This is a genomic window from Sorangium sp. So ce117 (genome assembly GCF_051524395.1).
GTDB lineage: Bacteria > Myxococcota_A > Polyangia > Polyangiales > Polyangiaceae > Sorangium > Sorangium cellulosum_B.
In genome coordinates this window covers 10,938,338-10,959,798 of record NZ_CP150309.1, presented here as the reverse complement: position 1 = coordinate 10,959,798, position 21,461 = coordinate 10,938,338, and the positions used below count along the sequence as shown (strand labels likewise).

At 73.8% G+C, this 21,461-nt stretch carries 16 protein-coding genes; 8 read left to right on the top strand and 8 right to left on the bottom strand.

Annotation, left to right across the window (positions count from 1 at the left end; all coding sequences use genetic code 11):
• Window positions 1–427 precede the first annotated feature (427 nt).
• A complete protein-coding gene (locus WMF46_RS41085; protein WP_437545963.1) occupies window positions 428–805 on the bottom strand; it encodes a hypothetical protein in 378 nt (125 codons plus the stop codon).
• A gap of 204 nt (window positions 806–1,009) precedes the next feature.
• Between WMF46_RS41085 and WMF46_RS41080 the strand changes: the two genes are divergently transcribed.
• The 3 genes from WMF46_RS41080 (at window position 1,010) to WMF46_RS41070 (ending at window position 5,007) form a co-directional block, all read left to right on the top strand.
• A complete protein-coding gene (locus WMF46_RS41080; protein ID WP_437982206.1) occupies window positions 1,010–2,854 on the top strand; it encodes an ABC transporter ATP-binding protein in 1,845 nt (614 codons plus the stop codon).
• Between the two features lie 109 nt (window positions 2,855–2,963).
• Entirely contained in the window at window positions 2,964–3,419 is a 456-nt protein-coding gene (locus WMF46_RS41075; RefSeq protein ID WP_437982205.1) for a helix-turn-helix domain-containing protein, read from the top strand.
• A gap of 283 nt (window positions 3,420–3,702) precedes the next feature.
• Window positions 3,703–5,007 (top strand): serine/threonine protein kinase, encoded by a 1,305-nt coding sequence (locus WMF46_RS41070; protein WP_437982204.1) that lies wholly within the window; start codon window positions 3,703–3,705, stop codon window positions 5,005–5,007.
• Window positions 5,008–5,436: 429 nt separating this feature from the next.
• On the opposite strand, the gene orn is transcribed toward WMF46_RS41070, so the two are convergent.
• Complete coding sequence (gene orn, locus WMF46_RS41065; protein ID WP_437904847.1) at window positions 5,437–6,000, bottom strand: oligoribonuclease; 564 nt, start codon at window positions 5,998–6,000, stop codon at window positions 5,437–5,439.
• 120 nt (window positions 6,001–6,120) lie between these two features.
• On the opposite strand from orn, the gene WMF46_RS41060 reads away from it, so the two are divergent.
• Both WMF46_RS41060 and WMF46_RS41055 read left to right on the top strand, forming a co-directional pair.
• Window positions 6,121–7,353, top strand: a complete 1,233-nt coding sequence (locus WMF46_RS41060) for an acetyl-CoA C-acetyltransferase (protein ID WP_437982203.1) — start codon at window positions 6,121–6,123, stop codon at window positions 7,351–7,353.
• Entirely contained in the window at window positions 7,350–8,480 is a 1,131-nt protein-coding gene (locus WMF46_RS41055) for a cation diffusion facilitator family transporter (RefSeq protein ID WP_437982202.1), read from the top strand. The genes WMF46_RS41060 and WMF46_RS41055 overlap by 4 nt, the downstream gene beginning before the upstream one ends.
• Window positions 8,481–8,510: 30 nt before the next feature.
• Here WMF46_RS41055 and WMF46_RS41050 read toward each other — a convergent pair whose 3' ends face one another.
• The 4 genes from WMF46_RS41050 to WMF46_RS41035 form a co-directional block, all read right to left on the bottom strand.
• The gene (locus WMF46_RS41050) at window positions 8,511–10,097 is read right to left on the bottom strand and encodes a hypothetical protein (RefSeq protein WP_437982201.1); all 1,587 of its coding nucleotides are present in this window, start codon (window positions 10,095–10,097) and stop codon (window positions 8,511–8,513) included.
• Window positions 10,055–10,438 carry a hypothetical protein gene (locus WMF46_RS41045; RefSeq protein ID WP_437982200.1) on the bottom strand — a complete coding sequence of 128 codons (384 nt, stop codon included), beginning with the start codon at window positions 10,436–10,438 and terminating at the stop codon, window positions 10,055–10,057. Before WMF46_RS41045 ends, WMF46_RS41050 begins: the two co-directional genes overlap by 43 nt.
• Entirely contained in the window at window positions 10,438–12,903 is a 2,466-nt protein-coding gene (locus tag WMF46_RS41040; RefSeq protein WP_437982199.1) for an Hsp70 family protein, read from the bottom strand. The genes WMF46_RS41045 and WMF46_RS41040 overlap by 1 nt, the downstream gene beginning before the upstream one ends.
• Window positions 12,904–13,094: 191 nt before the next feature.
• On the bottom strand, window positions 13,095–14,252 hold the full coding sequence (locus WMF46_RS41035; RefSeq protein WP_437982198.1) for a CAP domain-containing protein: 1,158 nt from the start codon (window positions 14,250–14,252) through the stop codon (window positions 13,095–13,097).
• A 105-nt stretch (window positions 14,253–14,357) separates the two neighbouring features.
• Here WMF46_RS41035 and WMF46_RS41030 point away from each other — a divergent pair, with 105 nt between their 5' ends.
• From WMF46_RS41030 to WMF46_RS41020, 3 genes are all read left to right on the top strand, one after another.
• A complete protein-coding gene (locus tag WMF46_RS41030; RefSeq protein ID WP_437982197.1) occupies window positions 14,358–15,830 on the top strand; it encodes an MlaD family protein in 1,473 nt (490 codons plus the stop codon).
• 110 nt (window positions 15,831–15,940) lie between these two features.
• Entirely contained in the window at window positions 15,941–17,572 is a 1,632-nt protein-coding gene (locus WMF46_RS41025; RefSeq protein ID WP_437982196.1) for a multiheme c-type cytochrome, read from the top strand.
• Between the two features lie 105 nt (window positions 17,573–17,677).
• Complete coding sequence (locus WMF46_RS41020; RefSeq protein WP_437982195.1) at window positions 17,678–18,595, top strand: alpha/beta fold hydrolase; 918 nt, start codon at window positions 17,678–17,680, stop codon at window positions 18,593–18,595.
• A gap of 115 nt (window positions 18,596–18,710) precedes the next feature.
• On the opposite strand, the gene WMF46_RS41015 is transcribed toward WMF46_RS41020, so the two are convergent.
• Together WMF46_RS41015 and WMF46_RS41010 are read right to left on the bottom strand one after the other, a co-directional pair.
• Window positions 18,711–20,717: a hypothetical protein gene (locus tag WMF46_RS41015; protein ID WP_437982194.1), complete on the bottom strand. Its 2,007-nt coding sequence runs from the start codon at window positions 20,715–20,717 to the stop codon at window positions 18,711–18,713.
• Window positions 20,718–20,844: 127 nt separating this feature from the next.
• Complete coding sequence (locus WMF46_RS41010; protein ID WP_437295507.1) at window positions 20,845–21,450, bottom strand: hypothetical protein; 606 nt, start codon at window positions 21,448–21,450, stop codon at window positions 20,845–20,847.
• Window positions 21,451–21,461 lie beyond the last annotated feature (11 nt).

Sequence of the window (21,461 nt, the reverse complement as noted above, 5' to 3'; positions counted from 1 at the left end):
CACCGATCTGGCTTTTTGCGCGCGGATTTATAGCATTCCGGACTGGTGGCCCGGATTGTCAAATAATCGACATGAAGAGGTCCTCGGCGTGCGAGCGCCCTGATCCGACGCGTGGAGATCGGACACGCAGAGATGGGACGTGCAGAGTAAGGCGGGTGAGGAGAGGGGAGGGGGCTCATCCACCACGCGCCACGTGAGAGGGGCCGCAGCGGCCGTTCTCTACGGATCGGCAGGAGCGCGCCGTTCGATGGCTCTCGCGCCCGACAGGACCGCACCGAGCGCGCCGGCTGGACGGCGATGGGAAGAGGGGACTGTGAAGGCGCGCCTGGGCTCCTTGACGGGGCAGCGCGCTCCTCACGCGAGGCGGCGCGCGCCGCGTGGCGAGGCGGCGCGCGTCGCGCTCAGGTGCGGGCGGCGCGCGTCGCGCTCAGGTGCGGGCGGCGGCGCGGCGCGCCGTGATGAAGGATCGCACGCAGAGGGCGACGTAGCCCGCCGAGAGGACGGCCATCACGGACTGGGCGATGACGGCCGGGGGGCGCGCCACGTCGCCGCCGGAGAGCAGCGTCGGCAGCTGGGTCAGGCCGCGGGCGGAGCCGAGGAAGCCGAGGACGCCGACCATGGCCGACGCGTGCATGGCGTGCATGCGGTACTTCTCCTGTCGCGCGAGCAGGCCGAGCCCGATCGCGACGACCCCGAAGCCGGCCGGGATGAGCGCCGTCGGCGCGCTCGTCGCCGCGAATCCGCCGACGCCGAGCGCTGTGAGCAGCGCTCCGTAGCCCATGGTCAACGTGGACATGCTCGACATGAAGAGCCTCCTTTTCTTTCGGAGGCCCGGGATACCGCGCCGGGCGCGCGTCCGCCACCGCATCCGCTCGCCCGCCGCGCGCCCGCGACCGCGGCCGCCCGCGACCGCGGCCGCCCGTGATCGTCGCGCTCGCGTCCCTCAGCCCTCGCGCCCTCGCCGGTCTTCGCGGGCGGAGCGCCGCGGCGTGGCTAGAATCCGCCGTCCATGCTCGGCCTCTCCCGCCTGCGGGACAGCTTTGCCTACACACCACGGACGCTCCAGCTCGTCTGGCGCTCGTCGAAGGCGGCGAGCGTCGCCCTCGGCGCGCTCACGCTCGCCGCGGCGGCGCTGCCGCTCGGGGTAGCCTACGTGGGAAAGGCGATCACGGACGCGGTGGTCGCCCGCGACGAGCGCGCGGCGCTCGTGTGGGTCTCGGTCGAGCTCGGCCTCGTGGCCGCGCTCGCGCTCGCGCAGCGCGGGCTCTCGCTGACGCGGCAGCTGCTCGGCGCGCGGCTCTCGATCGACATCCACGGGATGATCCTCGAGAAGGCGCTCTCGCTCTCGCTGGTCCATTTCGAAGACCCCGAGTTCTACGACCAGCTCACCCGCGCGCGCCGCGAGGCGTCGTCCCGCCCCGCCGCCGTCGTGACCGAGAGCTTCTCCCTCGTGCAGAACCTGATCACGCTCGCGGGGTACGCCGCGCTGCTCGTCGGGTTCAGCGCCCTCGCGGTGCTCGCGCTCGTGCTCGCGGCCGTCCCCGCCACGGTCGCCGAGGCGCGCTTCTCCGGCGCGGCGTTCCGCCTCCGGAACTGGCGCTCTCCCGAGGCCCGCCGGCTCAATTACCTGGAGTACGTGCTCGCCAACGACGGCCACGCCAAGGAGGTGAAGCTCTTCGGGCTCGGGCCGACGTTCCTCGAGCGGTACAGGGCGCTCGCGACGTCGTTCTACCGGGAAGACAGCGCCCTCGCGGTCCGCCGCGCCGGGTGGTCCTATGGCCTGTCGCTCCTCGGCACCGCCGCGTTCTACGGCTGCTATGGCGCCATGGCGGCCGGCGCCGCGGCGGGGCGCATCTCGCTCGGCGAGATGGTCCTTTACGTCGCCGCCTTCCGGCAAGGCCAGCAGGCGTTCCAGGCCGTGCTCGCCGGCGTCGGCGGCATGTACGAGCACAACCTCTACATGTCGAATCTCTTTCAGTATTTGTCCATCCCGACCGGCGAGCCGCCCGCGCCGCCGGCCGGCCGCGGAGACGCGCCTGCGCCCCTGGCGGCCGACCGCGGAGACGCGCCTGCGCCCCTGGCGGTCGACGGCGCGCGCGACCGGGGCGTGCGGTTCGAGGGGGTCGGCTACCGGTATCCTGGCCAGTCGCGCTGGGCGCTCCGGGGGATCGATCTCCACATCCCGAGCGGTCAGAGCCTGGCGCTCGTCGGGCACAACGGCGCCGGAAAGACGACGTTCATCAAGCTGCTCGCGCGGCTGTACGAGCCCACCGAGGGGCGAATCCTGCTCGACGGCAAGGATCTCCGCGCCTGGGAGCCCGACGCGCTCCGCCGGAGGATCGGTGTCGTCTTTCAGGACTTCAACCAATACCAGCTCACGCTGCGCGAGAACGTCGGGCTGGGCAGCGTCGAGCACCTCGCGGACGAGCCGCGCGTCGCGCGCGCGGTCGCCGAGGGCGGCGCCGACGAGGTCGTCACGGTCGTGCCCGGGGGCCTCGACGCGCAGCTCGGGCGCTGGTTCAAGGGCGGCGTCGAGCTGAGCGGCGGGCAGTGGCAGAAGGTCGCGCTCGCGCGCGCCTTCATGCGCGAGCAGGCCGACATCCTCGTGCTCGACGAGCCGACCGCGGCGCTCGACGCCGAGGCCGAGCACGCGGTCTTCCAGCGGTTCCGGTCCCTGTCCAAGGGGCGGACGACCATCGTCATCTCTCACCGCTTCCCGACCGTGCGCATGGCCGACCGCATCGTCGTGCTCGACGGCGGGCGCATCGTGGAGGAGGGCACCCACGACGAGCTCGTCGCCCGTGGCCAGCGCTATGCCCGCATGTTCGCGCTGCAGGCCGAAGGGTACCTGTAGCGCCGCCGGCGCGGCGCGTTCGGCGCGCCGGCGAGCGGGCGCGCTCCTCACGCGGGGCGGCCTGCCTTCTCGGGGGCTCAGGCGAGCTCTGCCTGCTAGGCTCGCGCTCATGCGCGACACGCTCCCCAAGGAGGTCGGCCAGGCGGTCCACATCCTCCGGTTGCTCCGCGGGCTCAGCATGCAGGAGTTCGCGGAGCGGGCGCAGCTCTCGGCCACGTACCTGCGGCAGGTCGAGCGCGGCGAGCGGGATCTCGGGCTCGGCGCCCTCGGCCTGATCGCCCAGGGGCTCCAGTGCGAGCCGCGCCTCCTGCTCCCCGGTGACGGGCGCAGCCCTGTCGGGTCCATCGTGGCAGAGCGCTTTGACCAGGCCGAGGAGGCGCTCCAGAGCGCGATCCTCTTTCTGCTCATGGAGCCTGACGATTCACCGAGAAAGCAAGCAATGCTCGCCCTCGCCAGCGAAGATCCGGAGCGCGCACGCCCGGCGGCTCCGCCCAAGTCGCCCCGCCCGGAGCGCGCCTTTTCAGGGCGTATTACTCCGCCGTCGAGCCGTCGTTCCGGAAAGTGATAGACCCGCCTCGCGCGCTCCGCGGCGCCGGTCCACGCTGGCGACGGCTTCCGCGCGCCTGAGACCTCTGTTACTGTCCCCGCCAACCGATGTTCCCCGCGCTGTGTCCGGGGGTGTCATGGACTCGAACCTCGTGCCGGAGGTCCGACGCAGTGAGCAGAATCTTTTGGGCTGATCCAACACCGCAGCCAGCATTGAAGAACGCGCGCCGCGCTGTCCTCTCCTTCCAGCGCGCGAGGCCTGAATCCTCCGTGCCCGTCGCGCGGATCGAGGCGGAGGGGCCATGGTGATCCTCGGGCAGGAGTTCGCGGGGTACACCATCGTCGCGAGCCTCGACTCTCCCGCTCCGGCGGAGGCGTATCGCGCGCTCGACGCCGATGGCCGCGAGGTGACGCTCTATGTCCAGGAGGGCATGGGCATCGACGCCGATGCGTTCCGCGGCGCGCTGGAGAGGCTCCTCTCGCTGTCTGCGCGGGTGCACGGCATCGTGCCTGTGATCGCGGGCGGGATGGAGGGAGATGCGGGGTGGATCGCTGCCCGGCAGAGCGACGATCCCTCGGTGGAAGATCTGCTGCCCCGGCTTCGCTCCGTCGCGTACGAGCTCGTCGTCGACGTCGCGCGGACGCTCGGCGCCGCGCACGCGCTGGGGCTCTCGCACGGGGATCTCGGCCCGCACACGGTGGTGATCACCGGTCAGGGCGCCGCTGTCCTGAGGGCGTTCGGGCTGCACCTGCCGTTCGGGGCGCCCGAGGACGCCATGGCGGATGCGGCGCGGTACCGGGCGCCGGAGCTCTTCGACGCTCGCGCGATCGATGAACGAACCGACGTCTACGGGCTCGGGATGCTGCTGTATTGCCTCCTCGGGGGTCAGCGCCCGTTCGACGGCCGCGACGATCTGGATGTGTGCGCGCTCGACGAGGTGCCGCCGCCGCTCGAGGGGGTGTCGGCCCAGGTGAACGAGGCGCTGGCCCGGGCGCTCGCGAAGGACCCTGACGCGCGATTCCAGACGGTCCACGAGCTCATGGCCGCCGTGCGGCCGCTGCTCGTGGGCACGGCGCCGCTCGCGGGGGGCGCTCCGCCGCCGGGGGGGCCGCGCCCTCAAGCAGCGGCCGCCTCGTCGCTGCAGGAGCCGGCGCCGGATACGGAGCGGAGCGTGCCCGCTCCGGCGTCCCGTAACACGCTGCCCACCGGGACCCTCCCTCCGGAGGCCATGCGGCACCCCGTCGTCGAGATCGCCGCGCCGCGCTCGCGCAGCAACGTCCTGCTGGCCGGCGGAGCGCTGCTGCTCGTCGCGCTGACGAGCGCCGCCGTCGCGGTGCCGTTGAGCTCGTACATCGCCCAACGTGGGATCCCGCCCCCACCCGCCGGGCCGCCGGTTCACGTGAGTGATCCACATCACAATGAGCCGACAGCCTCCCCGGTACAGTGCGACCCCGGCGCCTCCGAGGCGGCGGGTTCTGCCGTGGAGGCGCCGGCGACGAAAGCCGGGGTGACGCGCCGTGCTGAGCCCGCCCCGCTGGTCGCGACTCCCGCCGTGGAAGCCAAGGGTAGCCCCGGGCAACGGTGGTACGGCGACCAGCTGTTCTGAGGCAATCGCGCAGGCCGGGTAGCAAACGACACCCCGGCGGATTGGGGCCGCCGGGGTGTCTACGCCGCAGACCTCGTGCCGGAGGCCTGGACGCATGGCTAGCCTACTCAATGCATTGCCTCGATCGATCGAATTTTCTCGCTTCGAGGACAATTTTTCTTCGATTGCCAGCAGAGCCGCCTTTCCGGCCGGATTTGGGAGGGCCGGGCGGCGGGTGAACCGACCGAGGTTGAGGGCGGCGCCGACCGAGGTTGAGGGCGGGGTGCTGACCGAGGTTGAGGGCGGGACGCCGACCGAGGTTGAGGGCGGGACGCCGACCGAGGTTGAGGGCGGGACGCCGGGGGCGGGGTGCCGACCGAGGTTGGGGATGCCGGCGCAAGCCCTAGGGCGCGGTCGGCCCTCGGGCGCCCCTCGGCTCACCGCGATCGCTCAGCGGAGCTCGTTCCCCGGGAGCGGCTGGAACACGTTGGCCCGGTACCACCTGAGCTCCTCGATCGACTCGCGGATGTCGTCGAGCGCGCGGTGGATCTCGCGCTTCTTGGGCGCGGCGCGCAGCGGATACCAGCGGCGCACGAGCTCCTTGAGCGTCGAGACATCCACGATGCGGTAGTGCAGGAAGGAGAGGAGCTCCGGCATGTAGCGCTGCAGGAAGGCGCGGTCCTTCCACACGGAGTTGCCGCACAGCACGGCCGTCCCCTTGTGGCAGTGCGCCTCGAGGAACGCGCGCGTCTCGGACTCCGCGTCGCCGACCGAGAGCGTGGACGCGCGGATGCGCTCGAGGAGCCCCGAGCGCTCGTGGAGATCGCGGACGAAGTCGCTCATTCCTGCGAGGACGCTCTCCGGCTGGTGGATGACGAGGCACGGCCCCTCGGCGACCACGGTCAGGTCGGGCTCCGTGACGATGGTCGCGATTTCCACGATCGCACACGAGCTCTCGTCGAGCCCTGTCATCTCGAGATCGACCCACACCATGCGCTGCGACCGGTCCGTCATCGGCGACGAGCATAGCCGATCCGCGCCGGCTCAGGTCCACCGAGACCCGGCGCGACCAGGCTGCCCCGGGAACGGGCGGTGTGCTAAGCACGGGCCGGACACCGGGCTCGGAGGCCTGTCATGCGAGACGTCTTCATCGTGGATGCCGTTCGCACGCCGCGCGGGCGCGGCAAGGCGGGCAAGGGAGCGCTCTCGGGCGTGCACCCTCAAGAGCTCCTCGCGCAATCGCTCAATCGCCTGGCCGGGAAGACCGGGATCCGCAAGCAGGACGTCGAGGATGTGGTCGTCGGGTGCGTGACCCAGGCGGGCGAGCAGGGCGCGTGCATCGCGCGCACCGCCATCCTCGCGGCCGGCTGGCCGGACGTCGTGACCGGCGTGACCGTCAACCGCTTCTGCGGCTCGGGCGCGCAGGCGGTGAACTTCGCGGCGATGGGGGTCATGTCCGGCCAGCAGGAGGTCGCCGTCGGCGGCGGCGTCGAGAGCATGTCGCGCGTGCCGATGGGCTCGGACGGCGCGCCCCTCGACGGGAACAACCTCGCCCTCCGCAAGAAGCTCGCGATGGTCCCGCAGGGCATCTCGGCGGATCTCATCGCCACGATCGAGGGCTTCTCGCGCGAGGACGTCGACCGCTTCGCGCTGGAGAGCCAGCGCAAGGCCGAGCGGGCCGCGGGCGAGGGGCGCTTCGCGAAGAGCCTCTTCACGGTCGTCGATCTCGACGGCAAGCCGCTGCTCGACAGGGACGAGCACCCGCGGGCCGGGGCGACGATGGAGGCCCTCGCGAAGCTCGAGCCCGCGTTCGCCAGCCTCGGGTCGACGCCGATGGGCCCCGCCGGCGAGACCGTGGATGCGCTGGCGCTGGCGCGCTATCCGCAGGTGGCGTCCATCCAGCACGTCCACACGGCGGGCAACTCGAGCGGCATCGTGGACGGGGCGGCGGTCGTGCTGCTCGCGTCCGGCGACTACGTGAAGGCGCACGGGCTCGCCCCGCGGGCGAGGATCCGCGCCACGGCGACGGCCGGCGCCGAGCCGGTGATCATGCTGACGGCCCCCGCGCCCGCGTCGGAGCGCGCCCTCAAGAAGGCGGGCATGCAGGCGCGCGACGTCGATCTCTGGGAGATCAACGAGGCGTTCGCGGCGGTGCCGCTGCAGACGGCGCGCAAGCTCGACATCGACCTCGACCGCGTCAACGTGAACGGCGGCGCGATCGCGCTCGGGCACCCGCTCGGCGCGACCGGGGCCTGCCTGATCGGGACGGCGCTCGACGAGCTCGAGCGCGCCGGCAAGGCGACCGCGCTGATCACGCTGTGCATCGGCGGAGGGATGGGCGTGGCGACCATCCTCGAGCGGGTGTGAGCCGCTCCGGCGCGGCGATGGGGGTGCGCGACGATCACGGGAGCGCCTCGGACGAGCACCGGCACGGGCGCGGCGCTCGGCGCGGCGAGGGGCACGATCACGGGCATCACCATGCCCCGGGGCATGACCACGATCACGGCCATGACCACGACCATGGCGACCCGCAGCACCACGACCACAGCCACGATCTCCGGCGCGCGCCGCTCCGCCGGCTGATCGCGGCGTTCGCGCTCACGACGTCGTTCCTTGTCGTCGAGGCGGCGGTCGGGTGGTGGTCGAAGAGCCTCGCCCTGCTGGCCGACGCGGGCCACATGCTCGCGGATGCCGCGGCGCTCGGCCTGGCCATCATCGCCCAGCGCATCGCGGCGCAGGCGCGGACGCGCGAGCGGACGTACGGGTTCCGGCGCGCCGAGGTGCTCGCGGCCTTCGCCAACGGCATCGCGCTGGCGCTGACGGCGATCTGGATCTTCATCGAGGCGGCCCACCGCTGGCGCGCGCCCCAGGCGGTGCACGCCGAGGCGCTGGCGATCACCGCGGCGCTGGGGCTGCTCGTGAACGTGGTCGCGGCGCTGCTGCTCTCGACCGGCGAGCACGGGCACAACATCAACACGCGGGCCGCGCTGGCGCACGTGCTGTCGGACGCGCTCGGCTCGGTCGGCGCCATCACGGCGGGCGTGCTCATTCTCGCCTTCGGCTGGACGCGGGCCGATTCGGTGATCAGCGCGGCCATCGGCGCCCTCGTGCTCTGGGGCGGCTGGCGGCTCGTGCGCGACACGTCCCGCGTGCTCATGGAGGGCAGCCCGATCGAGATCGATCTCGCCCACGTCGAGGACACCATCCGGAGCGTGCCCGGGGTCGTCGACTTCCACGATCTGCACGTCTGGTCGATCTCCGACGGCTTCAACGTGCTCACCGTGCACGTCGTCCTCGCCAAGGGGCACCACGGCACGAACGTGGCCGCCGCGGTGGCCCGGCGGCTGCGCGAGAAGCACGCGCTCACCCACTGCACGATCCAGCCGGAGCCGCTCCAGGAAGAGCTCCTGGTGACGCTCAGGCGGCCGGGCGCCGGGGCGCCGGGCGGGGACGGGCCCGCGGGTGGGCCCGCGGGCGACCGGAGCGGCGCGTAGGGCCCTGCCGGGACGGGCCCTTCGCCCGCGTCAGACCCCGCACTCGACGTTGCCGCGCTGGAGCGCCGTGAGGCGCGAGTCGCCGAGCGCCTCGGCCTCGGCGAGGAGCCACCGGAACATCGCGTTCGCGATCACCCGCTCCTTGCGCGTGTTGAACAGCCAGACGGCCGCGTGGCACACGTCGGCGTGCAGCTTGGGGAACGCGAGGCGGCGGAACTCCACGCCGACGAGCACCGCCGCGGCCTCGTACTGCGCGCGCAGCGACGTCCACTCACGCCACTCCGAGAGCGCCGGCAGCTCGCGCCGCTCGTCGACGCGGCGGCGCAGGGCGTCGCACGCGATCTCCACCTCGGACAGGAGCTCGTCCCGGAGGCGCCGGCGCGTGCGGCCGATGGTCGCGCCGAGGTCGTCCCACGCCGCGCGCGGCACGCGCGCCGCGCGCAGCGTCGCCGCGAGATCCTCCTCGACCGCGCGCGCCAGCGGGCCGAGCGCCGCCTGCGCCCCCGAGGCGCCGAGCGACGCCGCCCGCTCGCGGAGCTCGGCCTGCGCGCGCTCGTCGTCGAGCGCCGCGTCCCACGCGCCGCCGAGCCGCCTGAGATCGTCGCCCGAGACCTGGTCCCGGGGCCGGAGCAGCAGCGCGGCGTGGAGCAGCACCGCCCGGCTCCACAGATCGCCCTCGGCGACCTTCGCGGCGCAGGGCTCGGGCGCCTCCGGCTCCGGGCGCGGCGCGCCCGCGCCCGCTGCCAGGGCCCGGCGCACGAGCGGGAGCGTGGCGCGGCGGTGGGGCGCGATGAGCCAGCGCAGCCAGAGCTCGAGCGCCCCCGGCGCGGGCTCCTCGCCGAGCAGCCGCGCGGCGACGGCGCCGAGCAACGACATCGCCCGGCCGCCCCCCACGCACGCATATCCGGTCACGGCCGTCCAGTCGCCGCGGGAGGCCGCCTCGGCCGCGAGCCAGCCCGCGGCGATGCGGCGAGCCTCGCTGGGGCAGGCGCGCTCATCCAGGCTGGCGACGCTGTCGAAGAGCGCCCGCGCGCCTTCCACGTCGCCGCGGTACGCTGCGAGCATCGCGCCGGCAGCGACGCCGGCGCCGCGCAGCGGAGCGGAGCGCGCCGAGGACGGCGCGGGAGCCGCGCCGCCGCGCTCGCCGGCGCGCTCGCTCCGCTCGTTGATCCAGGCCTCCGCGGCGGGGTCCGGCTTCCGCGTGCGGCAGAGCGCCCACGCGGCCGCGAGCGCCGCGCCGCCGCGCCGGTCGGCGCGCCAGGTCCAGTCCGACAGCAACGCGACATAGTAGGCGATGCGCGGCAGTCCGAGCGGAATGATCGCGTGACGGGAGACGGGCCAGGGCGCGATGAGGAGCACGAGCGGCGCGAGCGGCAGCGCGCACCAGAAGAGACCCGCGGCGAGACCGAGCGCGAGGGGGATCGTCATCGGTACGAGGACGAACATCACGACGGTGTTCCTGAAGCCCATGCTGAGCGCCTCGGGGCGCGGCGCCGCCCCGGGCGAGGCCTTCCGCGCGGCCGCCTCGCTGATCACCCGCACGACGACGGCGAGCGCCAGGAGGACGCCCCAGGTCATCGCGCCCTCCAGCCGAGCGCGGACAGCGCCTCGGGCCACGGCGCCCGCGGATCCTCCCCGGTCGGCTCCGGCGGCGGCAGCTCGCCGAGGTCGTCGTCGAGATCGTCCTTCGGCGGCGGCCTCGGGTCGAGCCGCGCCCAGACCTCGTGCGCCAGGCGGCGCTCCGGGTCCCGCAGCGCCGCCATCGCCTGCCGTACCTTGTCGGCCGTCCGCGCGCCGGGGCCGACCGGCGTCGGGTACGTCGCGGCGCTCGCCAGCTTGAGCTCGAGCATCCCGAGCAGCTTCTGCCCCTCGCGCTCGATCTCCGCGCGGCTCGCGCTCGGGCGCAGCCCGAGCACGTAGAACGGGTTGTCGCGGATGCGGCCGAGCGCGTCGTCCATCACCGCACCCCTGACTCGTGGCCGAGCCTGCGCTTCTGCGCGTCGACCGGCAAGAGGCGCCAGAGCTCCTCGGTGATCGTCCTGAGCGCCGCCGTGTCGCCGCGCTCCGCCGCGCCGCGCCCGTCGCGCACGAGCCGCTGCGCGCGGACCAGATCCGAGGCCTGGTGCGCCTCGGAGGCGGCGTCCTCGAACATCCACACCCACGCCTTCGGGTGGCGCTGGAACGCCGCGCTGCTCAGGTTGCGGACCAGGCGGAGCTGCCGCTGCAGCTCGACCTGGTTCTTCTCGGCGCGCGCACGCGCGACGCCCTGCGCGGCCTCCTCGAGAAGCGCCTTCTCGGTGCTCGAGCCGAGCTGCGAGATCCACGTCGACGCGCTCGCGACGGCGGCCTGGGCCTCGGCGTCGAGCTCCGGCCAGCGCTTGTCGGCCTCGGCCTGCTCGAGCAGGACGTCGAGATCGAGCAGCGCGCGCCGCGCCTTCTGCCCCGCGTCGGCGTCGCCGCCGCGCGCCGCGGCGGCGTCGCGCTCCACCTCGGCGAGCGCGCACTCCACGTAGGTCACCTTGCCGAGCGCGTGCGGCGCGTCCCTGCGCAGGGCGGCCTCGCGCACCGCGGCGAGCCGCTCGCGCATGGCGGCGATCGAGGCGTCGAGCACCTCCGGCGCCGCCTCGGGGACGAGGAGGTGCGCGACGCGCTCGAACACGAGCCCCTGCGACGGGATCAGCGCGCGCGCCGAGAGGTGACCGCCCCGATCGAGCTCGAGCGTCAGCTCGATCGCCGAGCCCGCGGGCAGGGTCGCGGTGAGCCCGCTCCCGTCGATCTCGAGCGTCCCGACGACGCGGCAGAGGTGGGCGACGTCGAGCTCGCCCTGCACGACGGGGATCTTCAGCACGCACGCGCTGGAGCCCTTCGGGACGCTCTCCACGCTGTGGTGCACGAACGTCCGCCGGGCCGGCAGCGGCGCGCCCCGCTCGAAGTAGACGCGCACCGAGTTGTCCGCGAGCGCGACCCCGATCGTGCGCGACAGCGGCGGATCGCCGATCGTGAGCCCCTGGACGATCGTGATCGCCTGCGGGTGCACCGGCACCCGCGCGCCGCCGGCCGCGCTCGCCTCGATGTTGAACACGTTCGGCCGGCGCGGCAGCAGGTCGATGGTCACCACGAACGCCCCCTCGGCGTCGAGCGGCGCCTCGGCGCTCGTCCACCCGTCACCCTCGCGCGCGAGCCGGATCCGCTCGGGCGCGGCCCCTGGCCCCTCCATGACGCGGCCGACCACGTGGGGCGTGAGATCGCTCGACATGGCCGGATACTGGAGCCACAGCCGGCGACCCTCCTCCTTGGCCCTCGCGCCCGAGGAGGAGGCCCGCGCGTCGAGCCCCGCCGTCGCCGCGTAGATCGCGGCCCCCTGCGCGACGAGCGTCATCGGATCGAGCCCCTCGCCGAAGGGCGCGCCGAGCGCGTCCCGGACTCGCTCGCGCAGCGCCGGCATCACCGTCGGCCCGCCCACCAGCACGACGCGCGCGAGCTGCGACGCGTCGAGCCCGTGCGTCGCGAGCAGCCGGCGGCAGACCTCGACCGAGCGGTCGATGATCGGCGCGCAGAGCGCGTCGAGCGTGGACCTCTGCAGGACCAGATCGACGTCGATCGGCGCGCCGTCCACCTCGAACGCCGCGGGCACCGCGAGCGCCGCCTCGTCGGCGCGGGTGAGCTCGATCTTGATCTCCTCGACCGCGAGCTTGAGCTTGCGAAGCGCGGCGGCGTGCCGCGGGTCGGCGCGGCTCACGGTGACGCCCTGGGTGCGCGCGATCTCGGCGAGCGCCCAGTCGACGATCGCCCAGTCGAAATCGCGCCCGCCGAGGAAGTTGTCGCCGTCGTGCCCGACGACGCGCAGCAGCCCGTCGCGCGTCTCGAGCAGCGAGACGTCGAACGTCCCGCCGCCGAGGTCGTAGACGAGCCAGCTGCCCGTGGACTCCTCGACCGTCCAGCCAGCGGCCAGCGCCGAGGCCACCGGCTCCTGGATCAGCTCGACGCGCTCGAACCCCGCGCGCCGCGCCGCCTCCGACGTCGCCGCGCTCTGGGGCAGCTCGAAGAGCGCGGGCACGGAGATCACCGCCGAGGCCGGCAGGACCCCGAGGTGCTCCGCGACGTCGGCGCGCAGGGAGCGCAGCACCTCGGCGGCGAGCTCCTCGGGCTTCTTCGCGACCTTCGCCGCCGCGAAATCGATCGGCTGGGCCGTCCCCATCAGCCGCTTGAACTCCGCGCGGGTGTTCTGCGGATCGCTCTCGAGGAACCGGCGCGCGCGCGCGCCGACCGTGATCGTCCCGCGCGCGTCGATCCTCACCACGCTCGGGGTGAGCGTCGCGCCCTGGGAGTTCCTGACGAGGGTGACCTTCTCGCCGTCGAAGGCGGCCGCGGTCGAGTTCGTGGTGCCGAGGTCGATACCGACGTAAAGCGGGCGTGCAGCCATCGCTCGCAAGGATACACGCGCGGAACGGCGGCCGCCCGGCGAGGCATGGAACACGCCCGGCGAAGCCGCTGGCGCGCGGCTGGCGCGCGGCTGGCGCGCCGCGGGCGCCCGCCCGCCCGCCCGCCGCGACGCGCGTCCGCCCGCGGGGTACGGGAACAGCGGACGTCAGCGCAGCGCCGCGGCGCCCGCGGTCAGCCTGCGAACAGCTGCGTCACCCAGACCCGGCCGGCCGGGTCGCGCACGACCGCCACGCCGGTCCTCCGGTAGCGCCGGTCGAGCAGGTTGCCCCGGTGCGACGGGCTCGCCCAGATCGCGCGGTGCGCTCCCTCGGTCGTGCCCGAGCTGGCCACGTTCTCCCCCGCGAGCGTCGCCTCGTAGCCGGCCGCCCTGAGGCGCGCCGCCGGATCGCCCGAGCCCACGTCGTGGCCCACCATCTTCGCCTTGATCATCTCCTCGGAGTGCGCCCGCGCCAGCGCGGCGAGCGCCGCGTCGCGCGCGAGCGCGGGCAGGCGCTCCGACGCCCGCGCGGCGTTCATCATCCGCAGCATCGCGTCCTCGTCGCCCTGCGCCCCCTTCGCGGCCTCCTCGCCCGGCGCCGCAGCGCGGACGAACCGGCCCGGCGGAGCGCTCCCGGCGAAGATCATCGCCTCCAGCACGGGCCTCGGCCCGGTCGACACCGTGGCCAGCACCTGCACGAGCCAGCTCCCCGGCTGGTCGACCGCGAAGCTCGAGCGGAGCCGCGCGCCCGACAGGGAGCTCAGCACCGTCTTGGGCGCGCCCCGCGGCCCCAGCAGCACCACCTTCGCCGCGGTCGCCGGGACCCGCATCGTCCCTTCGAGGGTCACCCATTGCCCTACCCGCGCGGTCGTCGGCAGCGGCGACAGATCCGCGAGCGCGTCCACCCCGATCGCGGACACGATCACCGTCCCGTCCGGCTTCTTCGCCTGGGCCACCCCACATCGCCGCACCCCGAGGGAGGTCCAGCCCGAGAGCCACCCGTCGATCCGCGCCCCGATCTCCGCCGGCCCGAGCCCTCGGCCGGAGATCGACCATCCCCTCGGCCAGGCGTGCGGCGCGCCGGCGGCGCGCAGCGTGAACGAAAGCTCGTCGGGCGGCATGATCTCCCCGCCCTGGAGCTGCCGCTCGACGTTGCGCTGGGCGACGGCGGCGAGCGCCGTGTCCGCGCTGCCGCAGTGCGCCGCGAGCGCGGCGATCTCCGGCGAGACCGCCTTGGGGGGTTGTGGCGAGCGCGTCGTCGCCTCCCACGTGAGCGCCGGCGGCTCCGCTGCCGCCACGCCGGCGGAGGCGAGCGCCGCGCCGAGCACCCCGCTGGCCCACCATGACCGCATTCGACTCGGCTAGCAGGTTTCCCGCCCCGGCGCTCGTTCACCTGAGTCGCCGCGAAAGCCGCGCGGTCCCGCGGGCGGCTCGTGCTACCGTGGCCGTCGCGCAGCATGGCTGAGGTCTCCAAGGCCGCGAAGGTCGGCGTGATGACGATCGTGCTCGCGGGCGCGGCCTACGGCGGGTACCGCTTCGTCTCGCGCGACGTCGGCGGCGGGAACGGCTACCGCGTCTGGGCCACGCTGCCCGACGCGATCGGCGTGTCGCCGCAGTCGCGGGTGATGATCTCGGGCATCCAGGTCGGCGTCGTCGACAAGATCTCGCTCTACAACGGCCAGGCGCGCATCGACATCAAGATGAGCCCCGACGTCCCGCTCTACGAGGACGCGGCCATCGGCAAGCGCGCGACGAGCCTCATCGGCGAGTCGTTCGTCGTGCTCTCGCCCGGCACCGAGGGCAAGCCGCGCATCCCCGACGAGGGGAGGGTCCTCTATTACATCGACGAGCCGACGATCCAGTCGATGCAGGGGCAGGTCTCCGAGATCCTGAAGGACGTCAAGGCCGTCACCGAGACGCTGAGGAACACCGTCGGGTCCGAGGGCGGGCAGGAGCGGCTCGCGCAGATCCTCGACAACCTCGCCGAGGTCACCGAGCAGATGAACGCGACCGTGCGCGAGAACCGCGCGGGCGTCACGGAGACCATCAACAACATCAACCAGATCACGGGCGACTCGGGCCCGCGCCTGCGGGAGATCCTGCGCAACGTCGAGCAGGTGAGCCGCGACATCCGCACGATGACGGCCGCGGCCGAGGTGCCCGGCCGGAACGGGCAGCCCGGGGAGCTCCGGAGCGCCGCGGAGCGCGTGGGCCGCGCGACCGAGAGCCTCGAGTCGGCGCTGAAGCACGTCGACAGCGTCGCCGCCCGCGTCGACCGCGGGGAGGGGACGCTCGGCCGCATCACCCGGGACGAGACGCTGATCAACGAGGTCGAGACGGTCGTCGAGAACGTCGGCGAGCTCGTCGGCGGGCTCAGCCGGTTCCAGACCGTGGTCGGGCTGCGGACCGACTACAACTTCCTCGCGAACACCATCAAGAGCTACGTCGAGCTCAGGCTCCAGCCGACGGAGGACAAGTACTACGTCGTCGAGCTGGTGAACGACCCGCGCGGCAAGACGGACTTCCAGCAGATCGACGTCGACACGACCAACCCGAACGAGCCCGCGCACTACCGCGAGGTCCGCACGATCACGACGAACGCCTTCCGGTTCTCGTTCCAGTTCGCGAAGCGGCTCGGGCCCTTCACGGGCCGGTTCGGCATCAAGGAGTCGACGGGCGGCCTCGGCCTCGATCTCCACCTGCTCGACGATCGGTTCGAGCTCCGCCAGGACCTCTTCGGCTTCGGCGAGGAGCTGTCGCCGCGCTGGCGCGTCGCGCTCGCGTACGAGTTCATCCGGAAGCTGTGGCTGCTCGGCGGGATGGACGACATCCTGAACGGCGATCGCCGGGATTACTTTATCGGCCTGCAGCTCCGGTTCAACGACTCGGACCTGAAGACGGTCCTGCCCTTCGCGCCGTCGAGCTTCTGATCGCGCCCCCGCCCTCTCGGCGCGGCCCCGGCGGTGCGCCCGGGCCCCTGTGCTATAGCGCGAGCATGAAGCGCTCGCTTCTTCACGGAGTGCGTCGCGGATACGCGCTCTTGATCCCCTTCGTCGCGATCTCCGCGGCGGCCTTCGCTTCGGCCTGTCAGGGGTGCAAGCTCCCCGCGACGGCCGCCGTGAGCGCGGACGCGGACGTGGACGCGAACGCGAACGCGAACAAGCCGACGGTGCGGCTCTACGTGCTCAGCACCGTCGCCGGCGCGCTGGAGCCGTGCGGCTGCACGAAGGATCAGCTGGGAGGCATCGACCACCTCGCCGCCTTGATCGAGGCCCAGCGCGGCGAGGCCCCCGATCGGCTCGTGGTCGGCGCCGGGCCGATGCTCTTCACGGACCCCGAGGTGAAGCCGGAGCGCTCCTCGCAGGACGCGTGGAAGGCCGAGGCGATGGCGCTGGCGGCGAAGGAGATCGGGCTGACCGCGTGGGCGCCTGGCGAGAACGACTGGGCGCTCGGCGCGGAGGCGCTCGGCAAGTACCAGGAGCAGTCCGGGGCGGCGCTGCTCGGCAAGAACATCGAGGGCGCGAAGGGCGTCCAGGGCGTCGTCGTGCGCGACGTCTCCGGCGTGAAGGTGGGCCTCATCGGCGTGAGCGACCCGAAGGGCCGCGCCGGCGCCTACCCCGACGGCGTCAAGGCCGGCCCGGCGATCGACGCGATGAAGGCCGGCGTCGAGGAGGCGAAGAAGCAGGGCGCGAGCGTCTTCGTTGGGCTCGCGGCGCTGCCCAGGGGCGAGGCGCTGCGGCTCGCTGACAACGTGCCGGAGCTGCACGTGCTGGTGCTCGGCAAGCCGAGCGAGCGCGGCGACGGCAACGACGGCCCGAAGCCGCCGGAGATCATCGGGTCGACGCTTGTCGTGGAGACGCCGAACCACCTCCAGTCGGTGGCGCTCGTGGATCTCTTCGTTCGAGGCGGCGGCAGCGGCCCGCTCGTGTTCGCCGACGCGGGCGGCGTCGCGAAGGCCGGGGAGCTCATCAGCCTGTCGGAGCGCATCCGGGAGCTCGAGATCCGCCTCAACGGCTGGGAGGGCGACAAGCGGGTGGCGGCGAAGGACGTCGAGGCGCGGAAGGCGGATCTCGAGAAGCTCCGGGCCGAGAAGGCGCAGCTCGAGGCGGCGGAGACGAAGGTGACCGGCAGCTTCTTCCGCTACAGCTCGGTCGAGGTGCGCGAGAAGCTCGGGGCCGACAAGGACGTCGCCGGGCAGCTCCTCGCCTATTACAAGCGGGTCAACGACCACAACAAGCAGGCCTTCGCGGATCGCGTCCCCGAGAAGCCGGCGAAGGGCGAGGCGAGCTACATCGGCATCGACGCCTGCACGAACTGCCACGACGAGGAGCGCAAGGTCTTCGACGGCACCGCGCACGCGCGGGCCTACGCCACGCTGCAGCAGGATTTCAAGGAGTTCAACCTGGACTGCGTGAGCTGTCACGTGACCGGGTACGGCAAGCCGGGCGGCTCCACGGTGACGCACAACGCGTCGCTGCAGAACGTGCAGTGCGAGGAGTGCCACGGCCCCGGCTCGCTTCACGCGAAGGATCCCGAGAAGAAGGGGCTCATCGTGCTCTCGCCCCCGCCCCAGAGCTGCGTCACGCAGTGCCACCACCCGCCGCACGTGGAGGGCTTCGACCCCGTGGCCAAGATGCAGCTCATCCTCGGCCCCGGGCACGGCAGGGACTGAAGGAGGGGCGCGGCGGCGGCCCTCTCCCGCTGGTTCTTCTGGTTCTGGGCTGCTCCTGGGCTGCGGCATTCCCGCGCCGTTTCGATCGCGCTACGGAATGCGCCTGTGACGAACGTCCACGCCGTCGTCTCCCGCCTGGGCCCGGTGGAGAGCGCGATCCTTGCGGAGCTCGCCGCGGGCGCGCCGCCGTTCGCTGTGCACCGCCGCGCCGCGCTGAGCTCGACGCTCCGCTACCTGGAGGGCGGCGGCGGCTCGCCGGTGGTCCTCCTGCACGGCCGCGGGAACGCCGCGACGACGTGGTTCCCGCTGCTCCCCGAGCTCGCGCGGCGCCACCGCGTCGTCGCGGTGGATCTTCCCGGCTTCGGCCACGCGTCGTCTCCGCCCTTCGAGGGCGGGGGCTTCGAGGAAGGCCTCCGCTTCTTCGCCGATCCCGTGGAGGAGCTCCTCCTCGAGCTGGATCTCGGCGACGCCGCCCTCGTCGGCCACTCCCTCGGCGCGCTGGTCGCGGCGGAGATCGCGCTCCGCAAGCGCGCGCGCCCGCGGAAGCTCGTGCTCATCGGCGCGATGGGGGTCGGTCCCGTCATGACGGCGTGGAGCCGCGCCTATTTCCGTGCCCCGCCGGAGCGCCTGGCGCGGGTGCTCGGCCCCGCGCTCTTCCGCCGCCTCCGTCCGCCGCGGCCCACCCCGCTCGGCGAGCGTCTGGCCGCCTTGCACGGCGAGTTTTACGCCGTGCCCGACGGCCGGGTCGCGCCCGTCGCCGCGTTCAACGCGCTGTTTCCCGCCCTCGGCGCCGTTCCCCATCGCCTCCCGCGGCTCGGCGAGATCGACGTGGAGACGCTGGTGCTCTGGGGCGAGCGCGACGACGTGTTCCCGGCGCCGATCGGCATCGCCGCGGCCGCGGCGATCCCCCGCGCCACGCTGCACATGGTGCCGCTCGGGCACGCGCCCCACCTGGAGGAGCCGGCGCTCGTCCTCCCGACGCTCACCGCGTTTCTCTCGGCCGGCGCAGCTCCCTCCCTGTAGCCCTCCTGGGCGTCATGACACGGCCGTGCCCTCCGGGAAGGGGGCCGGTGGGCGTCCAGGAACTGGGGAGCGCCGTCCGGGAACGCCAGCGCGCCCCTGTCGAGTCCAGGGCCGCTCAGTGCACGCCGCCGACGAGCCACGCCTGCGCCGGGACGAGCACCTCTTCGGGCGAGCCTCCGCCCTGCGACGCCGGGCCGGTCACGCTGCCGTCTCCCATCGGTGCCATGCGGAACCCGTGGTCGCCGAACACGAGCAGCAGCGTCCGCGGCGGCAGGCTGGCCATGAACCGCGCGATCACGTCGGCGACCTCCTCCGCGATGGCCTCGATCCGCTCGGCGAAAGGCGGCCCCGCGGCGCGCAGGCGCGCCTCCACGAGGTCGAGCTTCATCAGCTCGCGCGATCCGACCCGCTCGCGCCGCAGCGTCGCCACCGCGCGCCCGCGGGCGATGGCGGGCTCCGCCTCGCTCGGGGGCATCGTCTCGCGGAGCCCGTCCGGCCCTCGGGCGAGCAGCGAGATCTGCGCCGTCGTCGTCGGCGGCAGCGCCGCCCAGAGGAGCGAGCGCTCCACCAGGATGGCCCGATCCACCAGGATCTCCTTCAGGTGCGCGGCGACCCGCTCGCCGAGATCGAAGCGCATCGCGTCCACGAGCAGGAGCTTCACCCCGCGCGCCCCGTTGAGCCGGGCGATGCGGGCGGCGATGTCCGGGGCGTCGAACACCATGGGCGGCCGCTTGCCGGTCACGCGCAGCGCCGAGAACGCCTCCCGGTAGCTGTGCTCGAAGCTGGTCCTCCAGCTGTCGACCACGCCGCGCACGGCAGCGTCCGTCTCGCCGGCGAGCGTCGCGCCGAGCAGCGGCGTGTAGTGGGTCGCGAACAGCTGCTCGATGACCCGGACCGGCTTCGGGCCGCGGGCGTTGTCGAGCTCGACGGCGAGCGCGCGCCACTCCGCCGCGCTGAGGATCCGGTCGCGCGGCGCCTTCCGCTCCCGCCGCGCCTGCGGGGGCGCGTCGGCGTCCGCCTGGGCTCCGTCGGCGTGTGGCGCGTTCGGCGCGCTCGGCGCGTTTGGCGCGCTCGGCGCGGCCTCGTACGCCCCTCGCGGCGGCCTGAGCGTCATCGCTGCGCCGCGCTCCTCGTGCTGCGCCCCCGGCTCGGCGGCCGGCGCGGCCGGCTCGGCGCTGGCGGGCGCCATCGCGGCCGTCTCGTCCGTGGCCGGCGGCGTGCTCGCGCCCGGCGCCCGCGCCGCGACGGCGCTTCTCCCGGCGACTGCCGCCGGCGCGTCCGCGCGGCGGATCCTCGAGGAGCGGGGGGGCAGCACGCCGCGCAGCCGCCCGTCCGTCCGCCCTTCGGCGGAGGCGGGCGACGCTGGCGCTCCGTGCGCTTCGGGGGCCGTCGGCCTGGCCTCGAGCGCCTCGTCCGGGGCTGTCGGTCCGGCCTGGAGCGCCTCGTCCACGGCTGTCGGCCCCGCCGGGAGCGCCTCGATCGGGGCTCTCGCTCCGGCGCTCGGCTGCGCCGGCCCGACGGGGCGGTCCTCCCCGCGCGCCGCGAGGCTCCGCGCCTGCCCGCGCGGGGACATGGAGGAGACGGCGCCGTACCCGCCGCGCGTGCTCCTCTCGACGAGGTCCGCGAGGGGCACCGGCGCGAGCACCTGCGCGGACCTGTCGTCCGCGTCGAAGACGAGGGCGACGGGCGCCTCGCGCGCCGCGCCGAGCCAGGCGAGGAGCGTCGCGCTGTCGTCCGGGTGGAGCGCGCGCGGCGAGGCTGAGCGCCCGCCCGCGAGGCGCGGAAGGGCGACGGCGAGGCCCGCGGCGCCGAGCGCCCTGGCCCGGAAGATCTGGTCGGCGATCGCCACCTCGACCGGCGCGCCTTCCTGGACCCGCGGCGGCAGCGCGCCGCGCAGGGCCAGCGCGAGCTCGACGGCCTCCTCGATCGTCGCGCGGAGCTGCCCGTCGGGCGCCGCCGGCGCGCTCGCCCAGAGGAAGCGCTGCGACCTGAGCTCGCGCTCGGAGTCGGCGCCCTGCCCGCTCGGGGCGAAGCGGGCCGTGCCGCACGGGGGCGCAGGGGGGGACGTCGGTCGGCCCTCCTCGGAGGCGGAGTCGAGGCGGGAGACAGGATCGAGGCGCATCGCGCCGGACCCTCGCAGAGCTCGCGGAAATGGGCCAAGTTTCGGCGAGCGAGCGAATACGCGTGCGTCCGAAGGCCGCGCCGGCCGCGGGCCGCTCGCGAGGCCGCGGCGGGTCTCGGGTGGGGGCCTAGCGGGACTCGCGCGCGGTCTCGGCCATGAGGGCGAGCAGGGAGCAGGCGATGGCGAACCGGGCGTCGATTCGCCCCTGGTTCATCGACAGGTCGAGCGTGAACTCCTTCACGAACCACCGGAACACCTGCTTCACCTTCGCGACCTCCTGCTGATGGAGCTCGATGTGCCACTTCCCGATGAGGAGCGGGAACATGCGGCGGAGCAGCGCGGCGCCGTCCTCCTGCATCAGCCCGACCGGCTGATCCGCGGGGTCGAGGATGTCCCAGGTGTCGCGGACGATCGATTTGAGCCCGCGCGAGCGGATGGTGCCGACGCGCTCGCCGGTGCGCGCGTCGAGGACGTCGAGGCACCGGTTGAGGGCGATGACCTGCCGCGAGCGGATCGTGAGCAGCGGCTGCGACTCCGACTCGTCCGCGAAGAGGGTGAACTCCTCACGCAGCTTGAGCAGCGGGTGCTTGACGAAGCAGACGAGGGAGCCGTCGGGCGCATAGACGTGGAACTTGCGGCCGAGCAGCGACCAGAAAGGCCGCTTGATCGTGTACGTGGGGTGCGAGAACGGTTGAACCGCGAGGCCGCCGTACGCGGCTTGGGCTTGGACCATGGGGCTGGCAG

Bases quoted from the DNA above. Each gene is read 5' to 3' on its own strand.
- WMF46_RS41015 (WP_437982194.1), bottom strand. From the start codon at position 20,717: ATGCGCCTCGATCCTGTCTCCCGCCTCGACTCCGCCTCCGAGGAGGGC.
- WMF46_RS41035 (WP_437982198.1), bottom strand. From the start codon at position 14,252: ATGCGGTCATGGTGGGCCAGCGGGGTGCTCGGCGCGGCGCTCGCCTCC.
- WMF46_RS41040 (WP_437982199.1), bottom strand. From the start codon at position 12,903: ATGGCTGCACGCCCGCTTTACGTCGGTATCGACCTCGGCACCACGAAC.
- WMF46_RS41060 (WP_437982203.1), top strand. From the start codon at position 6,121: ATGCGAGACGTCTTCATCGTGGATGCCGTTCGCACGCCGCGCGGGCGC.
- WMF46_RS41045 (WP_437982200.1), bottom strand. From the start codon at position 10,438: ATGGACGACGCGCTCGGCCGCATCCGCGACAACCCGTTCTACGTGCTC.
- WMF46_RS41085 (WP_437545963.1), bottom strand. From the start codon at position 805: ATGTCGAGCATGTCCACGTTGACCATGGGCTACGGAGCGCTGCTCACA.
- WMF46_RS41080 (WP_437982206.1), top strand. From the start codon at position 1,010: ATGCTCGGCCTCTCCCGCCTGCGGGACAGCTTTGCCTACACACCACGG.
- orn (WP_437904847.1), bottom strand. From the start codon at position 6,000: ATGACGGACCGGTCGCAGCGCATGGTGTGGGTCGATCTCGAGATGACA.
- WMF46_RS41070 (WP_437982204.1), top strand. From the start codon at position 3,703: ATGGTGATCCTCGGGCAGGAGTTCGCGGGGTACACCATCGTCGCGAGC.
- WMF46_RS41075 (WP_437982205.1), top strand. From the start codon at position 2,964: ATGCGCGACACGCTCCCCAAGGAGGTCGGCCAGGCGGTCCACATCCTC.
- WMF46_RS41010 (WP_437295507.1), bottom strand. From the start codon at position 21,450: ATGGTCCAAGCCCAAGCCGCGTACGGCGGCCTCGCGGTTCAACCGTTC.
- WMF46_RS41030 (WP_437982197.1), top strand. From the start codon at position 14,358: ATGGCTGAGGTCTCCAAGGCCGCGAAGGTCGGCGTGATGACGATCGTG.